Below are 6,955 nucleotides of genomic sequence, written 5' to 3' on the forward strand. Positions count from 1 at the left end.
CCGCACACCCGCCCCGGGTGTGCGGCGCCGATGTCCTCAGGCGATCTGTTGGGCGAGCTCGGAGTCCACGGCTTGGTCGCGCAACTTCTTCAGGGTTTGGGCCAGCAGGCGCGAGACCTGCATCTGGGACACGCCCAGCACCTTGGCGATCTCGGCCTGGCTCATCTCCTGGCCGAACCGCATGCGCAGGATCCGCCGCTCCCGTTCGGACAGCGTCCCCAGCAGGGGGCCGATGGTGATCGAATCCTCCATCAGCGCGTATCCCTCCTCGACGACGGACAGGCGCGCGGGAGCGATCATCGGGGTGGCGTCACCGTCGTCGGATTGCGAACGGGCGTCCAGGGACTGGGTGGTGTAGGCGTTGTTGGCGATCAACGCCTGGGTGACCTCGGTGAGATCGGTGTCCAGGTGTTCGGCGAGCTCCCGGGCGGTGGGATCACGGTCCAGGCGTTGCGCGAGTTCGGGAATCGCGACGCTGAGCTGCTGGCGCAGCTCCTTGATCCGGCGCGGTACCCGCACCGCCCACGTGCTGTCCCGGAAATACCGCTTCACCTCGCCCATCACCGTCGGGATCGCGAAACCCAGGAACGAAGCGCCCACGGTGGGATCGAAACGATCCACCGCCAGGATCACCCCGCACGCGGCGATCTGGGCCAGATCCTCGTACTCGACACCGCGCCCGCTGTAGCGCTGGGCGATGTGCTCGCCCAGCGGCAGCGCCTTCTCGATCACCGACTGCCGCAGCGCGGCGTGTTCGGGGCTGCCGGCGGTCAGGTCCGCGAGCTCACGCAGGAGGGGTTCGAGGTTGTCGTACGAGTCGCCGCGACCGCGGGCGCTGCGTGTGTGGCCGATCGATACTGCGTGTTCGGGTGACATCACGGTTCCTCGGGTGCGAATGGGTGTTGGCATCTCGGGCATTGCCAGAATCGATCCGTTCAAACACCGCACACGTCAGCAACTTTGCCGCAGGGGTTTCCGTGACCCCCACCGCGGGTTCAGGAGCGGCCCGTGCGGTGCGGCAGTTGTGCGAGCTGAGCGAAGAATTCGTCGATGCGGGCCACGGCGTTGGTGTAGTCGTCCAGGTCGGTGGGTTTCGTGACGTACGCGTTGGCGAACATGCGGTAGCAGGTCACGATGTCGTCCTGCGCCGAGGACGTGCTCAAGATCACCACGGGGATGGTGGCCAGATCGGCGTCCGCGCGGATCGAGGAAAGCACCTGGCGGCCACTGTATTTGGGCAGGTTCAGATCCAGCAGGATCAGGTCCGGCCGCGGTGCGTGCAGATGCTCGCCGCGCCGGAACAGAAAATCCAGGGCTTCCTGCCCGTCCCGGGCCACGTGCAAGGTGCTGCCTATGCCGTGTTCCTCGAACGCCTCGATGGTCATGAGCTCGTCGCCCGGGTCGTCCTCCACGAGCAGGATGTCGGCGGGTCGCACACGGGTGGTCATCACAGCGGAACTCCTTCGAGGGCAACAGCGGTCGAATCAGGGGTGGTAGTCGAGTGGTCGTCGTTCTCGGCCGAGACGGGCAGGGTGAACCGGAAACGCGTCCCGCCGGTGTACGCGGTGTCGATCCCGATCGTGCCGCCGTGGTACTCGACGATCTTGCGGCACACCGCCAGTCCGATCCCGGTGCCGGCGTACACATCCTTGGCGTGCAGCCGCTGGAAGATCACGAACACCTGCTCGGCGAACTCGGGTTCGATCCCGATCCCGTTGTCGGTCACCGTCACGACCCACATGCGCGCTTCCGGATCGAGTTCGCAGGCGACCCGCACGAGCGGTGTCCGGTCCGGTGACCGGAACTTGATGGCGTTGGATATCAGGTTCTGCCACAGCATGCTCAGCAATGTCGAGTCCCCGTTGACTCGCGGCAGCCCGTCGGGCAGTTCGAGCCGGGCGCCGGAGTCGTCGATCACCGAACCCAGATCGCCGACAGCGTTGTTCAGGCACGTGCCGAGGTCCACCACCGCGGCGGTGGCGGTGTCGCGCCCGACGCGGGAGAACGTGAGCAGGTCGTTGATCAGGGTCTGCATGCGTTTGGCGCCGTCGACCGCGAAGTGGATGTACTGCTTGCCTCGGTCGTCCAGTTGAGTGCCATAGCGCTTTTCGAGCAGCTGACAGAACGAGGCAACCTTGCGCAGCGGCTCCTGCAGATCGTGCGAGGCCACGTACGCGAACTGCTCGAGTTCGCTGTTGGATCGCCGCAGGTCCTCGGCCTGCGCGTCGAGCACGTCCTTCTGCTCGGACAGCAGCGCCTCCTGCGCCCGCGAGGAGTCCAGTTCCGCGACGACCTGCCCGCGCATCCGTTCCACCGCGTCCGCGACCGTCGCGACATCGGCGGGACCGGCGACCTCGATGTGATGCTCGAAATCACCGTCGGCGACCCGCAACGACGCCTTCGCCAACTGCGACAGCGGCCGCGCTACCAGACGGCGAACGAACCAGGTCAGGAAGACCCCGGTCAGCAAGGTGACCGCCACCATCAGACCGAGGACCCAATTGCGCAGCGCGCGGGCGTGTTCGAGTGCCGCGCGGTCCGCGGCGATCGCGGTGCGCAGGCCCTGTTCCTGGGTATCGAGGCGGGCCCGAAGTTCATCGAAGAGAGCTTTGCCCCGGACCGTCGAACCCGCGGGCACCGTCGCCGCGGAAGTGCCGGCGAGCGCGTATTCGCTGCGCCAGGAGTCCGCGGCCCGTTGCACCGCGTCCAGATCGGCCAGCAGTTGCGGCGACTCGGATACCAGCGCCCGGATCTGTTCCGCGGCATGGGTTTGCCGCTCCAGCCCCGCGGTGTACGGCTCGAGGAACTGCCGATCCCCGGTCAGCGCGTACCCCCGCACGCCGGTCTCCTGATCGAGGAACGCGCCCTGTAAACGAGTCGCCTGCACCAACGCCGGCTGCGTGCGGTTCAGCACCCGGTCGGTGGCCACGTTGGTATTGCCGATGACCTGCGCACCCGCACCCGCGCCCACCAGCACCACGATGCCCATCACCCCGAGCACCACCTGGAACCACGTCGCGACGGTGAACCGCCCGACTCCCCGTGATCGGTCTCGCGGTGTGGTCATCGGCGAGTGCCTGCGTTCCGACGAGTGGTCCTGCCGTGCCGCGGATCTCCGGCTGTCGGGCACTGCGTCACGGAGTTCCTCGTTTCCGCGCGGCAGCATCCACGGCCGCGCCTGATCGAACTCAACAGCCGCCGGCTGGACCGCGAGATCCCCGAAGCGTAGCCGGTCGGACGAGAGCCGAGAGACCGGATCCGAACGCTGGTCCTCGCGGGCGCGGACCGCCGGTGTGCTTTACCGGCCGGCAGCCGGCCCGGCGGGTTTCTCGACGACGCGAGTGCCGAGAAGTACGGCGATCAGCAGGAGAATCAGCAGGACCCCAGCCATGAACACCTGAGGATGCAGACCCAGGACAGTGGGGTTGTCGAACTCGGGGTCGTGGACCGCGGTGCCGGGGAAGAGCGGGGCGCTCAGCAGCGCCAGCCAAGGAGTGGACAGGATCGCGCAGGCCAGCCGGAGGTCGGACCGGGATCGGGCGTTACGCCGCAGGAGCAGCACGACGGCGATCACGCTGAGCAGCACCGTCATGGCGATGTATTGCGCGTCATGGAACTTCGCGTGCGGTGGCCAGGCGTCGTTGTACAGATGCTGGGCCGCGCCGGCCGGAACCACGAGGTCGGCGAGCACCGCGCCGAAGGCGGTCGCGATCGCGACGACGACCGCGAGAATTCTCGGGACGGCGAGTCTGCCGGGCTCGAGCGACGTCATGGTGGATTCCTCTACTGGAGTGGGGGTTTCGGGTTGGCCCGCAGGAAGTCGTCGACGACGGACCACGTGTACTCGAGGTCGAAGGGGCGGTTGGCTATCAGTCGCCGGAAGAACAGCGGGCCGTGCAGCTGGTCCAGGGCCAGATCGACATCGAGGTCGGGCGGGAGGTCGCCCTCGGTCACGGCGGCAGTCAGGATCTCGCGGACGGGCTCGGTGCCGGTCCGGTACAGCGCCTCTTTGACCGCCGCGAATCCGGGGTCGACCCCGGCGCGTTCGACGATCACCCGCATCCCCTGCTCGACCGCCGGTTCGTGCAGCATCGCGTGGGTCGCGGACAGCGCCGCGCGCAGATCGGCGCGCAGCTCGCCGGTCCGCGGCGGCCGGGACAGCGTGATGTGCTGAACGACGGTGGCGCGGACCAGGTCCGGGGCCTCGGGCCAGAGCCGATACAGGGTGGCCCGGCTGATTCCGCTGCGGGCCGCGACCGCGCCGTGGGTGAGGCCGGACAGGCCCTGTTCGATCAGCAGCTCGCGCGCCGACACGAGCGCGGTGTCGCGACTGCGCACGGTCCGGGGATCGGGTGGCCGCACGACTCTCCTTATGAGACACATTGTTTCAAAGATTCGAGACAAACTGTATCGAACTTCGGGGCGGCGCGCACGCGGGGACCGGCGGCCGCTCGCGCCCGATCGAGCCTTGACGCCCAGTATTGAAACCTGTTCTATTTCTCGCATGACTCTGCGAGTGATCCAGTGGGCCACCGGTGGGCTCGGCCGGGCCGCGATCGGCCAGATCCAGCTGCACCCCGAACTCGAGCTCGTCGGGTGCTGGGTCCACTCCGCGGACAAGGCCGGGCGGGACGCCGGTGAGCTGGCCGGGATCGGGCCGATCGGGGTCATCGCCACCGGCAGCATCGAGGAGATCCTCGCGATCGATGCCGACTGCGTGCTGTACTCGCCGCTGATGCCGAATCCCAAAGAGGTGGCGGCGATTCTGCGGTCGGGCAAGAACGTCGTGACACCGCTGGGCTGGTTCTGGCCGACCGCGCAGGAGAAGGAGCGAATGGCCGCTCCCGCGCTCGAGGGCGGGGTGACCCTGCACGGGACCGGGATCGACCCGGGTGGCGCCACCGAGCAGCAGCCGCTGTTCTTCACCGGATTGTCCAGTGCCATCACGTTCGTTCGCGGTGAGGAGTACTCGGACATCCGCACCTACGACGCCCCCGATGTCGTGCGCCACCTCATGGGTTTCGGTCAGTCGCCGCAGGACGCGATGAACGGTCCGATGCTCGCGCTGCTGGACAACGGGTTCGATCAGTCGGTGCGGATGTGCCTGGACACGCTCGGTTTCGCCGACGCCGAGATCCGCAGCAGTCGTGAGGTGGCGGTCGCGACCGCGCCGATCGAGTCCCCGATCGGCACGATCGAACCGGGTCAGGTTGCCGCTCAGCGCTTCGCGTGGGAGGCGTTCATCGGCGAGGTCAAGGTCGTCCGGGTCGCGGTCAACTGGTTGATGGGCGATGAGCACCTCGACCCGCCGTGGAAGTACGGCGACGGTGGCGTCCGGTTCGAGGTCGAGGTCAAGGGTGATCCCGACTGCCAGGTGACGATTCACGGCTGGCACCCGACCAGCGTGGCGGCCGGTCTGGAGCGCAACCCCGGCATCGTCGTGACGGCGGCGCACTGCGTGAATTCGATCCCGTACGTGTGTGCCGCCGAACCGGGTCTGCTGACGTTCGTCGAGATGCCCGTGGTCACCGGGCGCGCGCACCCGGACCTGGCACGCTGATCGCGCACGTGCCCCTCTAGGCTCGGCAGCGCATTACCGTCATACTTACAGTTGACATGAATAGCGCTGGCCGGGAAACTGATCGATGACCATCCGGACCTCTGTGCCGGACAGTCGACGCCCTCGACGCCGCCCCGGGCGATGCGACGCCTGCCGGTTCCGATCACGCTCGTGCCTGCACTTGACTCTCTGACAAGTCGTGCCGCCGTGACCGCCCACGGTTCTCGCGAAGCCTTGGACGACGAGGATGTAGTTGTACTTGCGGTATCATTTACTGTGGTGACTTCGATCGAAGTCGTACTCGCGGCGCCCGTCCAGCAAACCGTTGCACGGGAGCGAACTTCACGAAGGGGCGGAAACATGGCGAAGCGGGCAACCGTGGAGAAGCGGCCGCGTCGCGAGCGAGGGTCTCTCAATCCCGAAGACATCCTCCGGGGCGCGTTCGAACTCGCCGCGGAGGTGGGTCTGGACAACCTGAGCATGCCCATGCTGGGCAAGCACCTCGATGTCGGGGTCACCAGTATCTACTGGTACTTCCGCAAGAAGGACGAACTGCTGAACGCGATGACCGATCGCGCACTGGGTCAGCTCGTCGACGATATCTCCGCGCCGCCGCCCTTCGTCGAGGCGGGCAGCTGGCGCGAGACCCTGACCAAGCACGCCTGGACGATGCGCCGAGCCTTCCTGGCCAGTCCCATTCTCTGCGATCTGATCTTGATCAGGTCGTCCCTCAGCGCCGAGGCCGCACGGGTCGGCGCCATCCAGACCGAAGGCGTGATCGCGAGCCTGATGGAGGCTGGGCTGTCGCTCGGGGACGCGGTCGACACCTACTCGGCCGTCCAGTTGCATGTGCGCGGATCCATTGTGCTGCAACGCCTTCACGACAAGAACCAGGAGTCCAGCGACGGGCCGAGCGCGTACTACGAGAATCTCGCCATCTCGGCCGAGACCGCGCCGCTGCTCGATCGGGCCCGGGCGCAGGGGCATCACAGCGGCGCACCCGATGACCGGAACTTTCAATTCGGCCTGGATTGCGTGCTGGACAACGCGAGCCGCCTGATCGACGCGGGGTCGACGCCGAAGACCGGTAAGGCCGCACCCGCCAAGACGCCCGCGAAACGGGCTGCGGCCAAGCGGGTTCCCGCCGCGGCCGACCCCGCTGCCAAGGCCGACGCGAAGAAGGCGGTCGTCAAGAAGGCGGTCTCAGCCAAGACTGTCGCCGAGAAAACGACCACTCGGGGCCGCAAGGTCGCCGCGGACTGATTCGCACGTTGCCGGCAAATTCGCGCGACCGGCCGGCAATTGCCGGCCCGCTGGAGTATGTCCTCGAGCGGCACGGCCATCCGGCACTGCTGGCCACCAGTGCCGCGCTCAAACGGCAGCCGCGGCAGCAAC

General features: G+C 67.4%; 7 protein-coding genes. 2 read left to right on the top strand and 5 right to left on the bottom strand.

Annotation, left to right across the window (positions count from 1 at the left end):
• Positions 1-36 precede the first annotated feature (36 nt).
• From ABZ319_RS39495 to ABZ319_RS39515, 5 genes are all read right to left on the bottom strand, one after another.
• Positions 37-876 (bottom strand): SigB/SigF/SigG family RNA polymerase sigma factor, encoded by an 840-nt coding sequence (locus ABZ319_RS39495; RefSeq protein ID WP_354991717.1) that lies wholly within the window; start codon positions 874-876, stop codon positions 37-39.
• A gap of 119 nt (positions 877-995) precedes the next feature.
• A complete protein-coding gene (locus ABZ319_RS39500; RefSeq protein ID WP_354991718.1) occupies positions 996-1,448 on the bottom strand; it encodes a response regulator in 453 nt (150 codons plus the stop codon).
• Positions 1,448-3,067 (bottom strand): ATP-binding protein, encoded by a 1,620-nt coding sequence (locus ABZ319_RS39505; protein WP_354991719.1) that lies wholly within the window; start codon positions 3,065-3,067, stop codon positions 1,448-1,450. Before ABZ319_RS39505 ends, ABZ319_RS39500 begins: the two co-directional genes overlap by 1 nt.
• A gap of 231 nt (positions 3,068-3,298) precedes the next feature.
• Complete coding sequence (locus ABZ319_RS39510) at positions 3,299-3,772, bottom strand: DUF6640 family protein (RefSeq protein ID WP_354991720.1); 474 nt, start codon at positions 3,770-3,772, stop codon at positions 3,299-3,301.
• A gap of 11 nt (positions 3,773-3,783) precedes the next feature.
• Entirely contained in the window at positions 3,784-4,362 is a 579-nt protein-coding gene (locus tag ABZ319_RS39515) for a TetR/AcrR family transcriptional regulator (RefSeq protein ID WP_354991721.1), read from the bottom strand.
• Between the two features lie 142 nt (positions 4,363-4,504).
• On the opposite strand from ABZ319_RS39515, the gene ABZ319_RS39520 reads away from it, so the two are divergent.
• Together ABZ319_RS39520 and ABZ319_RS39525 are read left to right on the top strand one after the other, a co-directional pair.
• Positions 4,505-5,560: a dihydrodipicolinate reductase gene (locus tag ABZ319_RS39520; RefSeq protein WP_354991722.1), complete on the top strand. Its 1,056-nt coding sequence runs from the start codon at positions 4,505-4,507 to the stop codon at positions 5,558-5,560.
• Between the two features lie 360 nt (positions 5,561-5,920).
• Complete coding sequence (locus tag ABZ319_RS39525; protein ID WP_354991723.1) at positions 5,921-6,823, top strand: TetR/AcrR family transcriptional regulator; 903 nt, start codon at positions 5,921-5,923, stop codon at positions 6,821-6,823.
• Positions 6,824-6,955 lie beyond the last annotated feature (132 nt).

The sequence above is a fragment of the Nocardia sp. NPDC005978 genome (genome assembly GCF_040614455.1).
Classification (GTDB): Bacteria; Actinomycetota; Actinomycetes; order Mycobacteriales; family Mycobacteriaceae; genus Nocardia.